Source organism: Pseudomonas sp. MD195_PC81_125, from assembly GCF_014060985.1.
Taxonomy (GTDB): Bacteria; Pseudomonadota; Gammaproteobacteria; order Pseudomonadales; family Pseudomonadaceae; genus Aquipseudomonas; species Aquipseudomonas parakoreensis.
Genome location: NZ_JABULD010000379.1, coordinates 1 through 2134 on the forward strand (window position 1 = coordinate 1; position 2134 = coordinate 2134).

Annotated in this window: 1 protein-coding gene and 1 pseudogene; one reads left to right on the forward strand and one right to left on the reverse strand. The window is 56.9% G+C overall.

Going from position 1 to position 2134, the window contains the following annotated elements:
* Positions 1 to 79: 50S ribosomal protein L34 (gene rpmH, locus HT737_RS15700; protein ID WP_182403189.1), on the reverse strand; the 79-nt coding region annotated here is incomplete at its 3' end.
* A gap of 568 nt (positions 80 to 647) precedes the next feature.
* Here rpmH and dnaA point away from each other — a divergent pair.
* Positions 648 to 2134 (forward strand): annotated as a pseudogene (gene dnaA / locus HT737_RS15705) (chromosomal replication initiator protein DnaA); the annotation flags it as partial.

Genomic DNA, 2134 nt, shown 5'->3' on the forward strand with positions numbered 1-2134 from the left:
CGTTCTTGGTAGCCATGCGAGCACGGAAACCGTGGGTACGAGCGCGTTTGATAGTGCTTGGTTGGAAAGTACGTTTCATGTCGTGTTACCTGGTTCGTCCACAACGGGCCGGAATGGCCCCCGTTTTAAGAGACCGGGGATTCTAGAGAAAGCAAGCCTTCAGGTCAATTTCCAACCAGCGTTTCCTTATAAATAGATCTCTGGAGCTCACGTAACCGAAATCCTGTTAGCCAGACATAAAAAATAAAGAAGGGAATTATTTAAAAGCTTTTCTGTAAAGCTTGTAAAAGCTAGGCCGGCCCTCTTCTGTGGATAACCGTGCTCAGGCCTTATAAAGCGTGATGTACAGAGAATGACAACTACGGTGGAAAACCGTGTTCAGCCTGTGCTGCGCTATCGGATAACCTGTGCGTGGAATGACCTGTTATCCACAGGCTGATTATCCACCGAGTTCTACCCCCAGTTGTCCAGTGCTCTCAGAGGCGGTTATCCACAGAGCTTATGCACACACCGTTGGTCGCCTTTTTCCCGGTTAACGCATTGATTAATCATGCTCGCCACACCACCTGCATGTGGATAAGTGGACGGCTCGCCGCTACAATGGCCGCTTGTTTTTGCCTCACCGGCTTTCAACTTAGGGGATATCCGTGTCAGTGGAACTTTGGCAGCAGTGCGTGGAGCTTTTGCGCGAAGAGCTGCCTGCCCAACAATTCAACACCTGGATCCGTCCACTACAGGTCGAAGCCGAAGGCGACGAGTTGCGCGTCTACGCACCGAACCGTTTTGTGCTGGACTGGGTCAACGAAAAGTACCTCGGTCGCGTCCTTGAACTGCTGGATGAGCACGGCAATGGCATGGCGCCAGCGCTTTCCTTATTAATAGGCAGCAAACGCAGTTCGGCCCCGCGCGCCGCGCCGAATGCGCCGTTGGCCGCTGCGCAGGTATCCCAGGCGCAGGCCAATACCGCGCCGGCCAGTGCGCCAGCCCCCCGCTCCAAGTGCAGCCCCGGCCAAGCGCTCGACGCAGAAAACCGAGGAAGTCAGTGAAGAGCCGTCCCGCGACAGCTTTGACCCGATGGCCGGTGCCGCCTCGCAACAGGCCCCGGTTCGCGCCGAACAGCGCACAGTGCAGGTCGAAGGCGCGCTCAAGCACACCAGTTACCTGAACCGCACCTTCACCTTCGAGAATTTCGTCGAAGGCAAGTCCAACCAGCTCGCCCGCGCGGCGGCCTGGCAGGTGGCGGACAATCCCAAGCACGGCTACAACCCGCTGTTCCTGTATGGCGGCGTCGGCCTGGGTAAAACCCACTTGATGCACGCGGTGGGCAACCATCTATTAAAGAAGAACCCGAATGCCAAGGTCGTGTACCTGCATTCCGAGCGCTTCGTGGCCGACATGGTCAAGGCGCTGCAACTGAATGCGATCAACGAGTTCAAGCGTTTCTACCGTTCGGTGGACGCTCTGCTGATCGACGATATTCAGTTCTTCGCCCGTAAAGAGCGTTCCCAGGAAGAGTTTTTCCACACCTTCAACGCCCTGCTTGAAGGTGGCCAGCAGGTCATTCTCACCAGTGACCGCTACCCGAAAGAAATCGAAGGCCTTGAAGAGCGCCTCAAGTCCCGCTTCGGCTGGGGTCTGACGGTTGCCGTCGAGCCGCCGGAGCTGGAAACCCGCGTGGCGATCTTGATGAAGAAGGCTGATCAGGCCAAAGTCGAGTTGCCTCACGACGCGGCGTTCTTCATTGCCCAGCGCATTCGTTCCAACGTCCGCGAGCTGGAAGGTGCGCTGAAACGCGTGATCGCTCACTCGCACTTCATGGGCCGCGACATCACCATCGAATTGATTCGCGAATCCCTGAAGGACTTGTTGGCACTGCAGGACAAACTGGTCTCTGTGGATAACATTCAGCGCACCGTCGCCGAGTACTACAAGATCAAGATTTCCGACCTGCTGTCCAAGCGCCGTTCGCGCTCGGTGGCACGTCCGCGTCAGGTGGCCATGGCATTGTCCAAGGAGCTGACCAACCACAGCCTGCCGGAAATCGGCGATGTGTTTGGTGGTCGCGACCACACGACGGTGTTGCACGCCTGCCGCAAGATCAACGAACTTAAGGAATCCGACGCGGACATCCGCG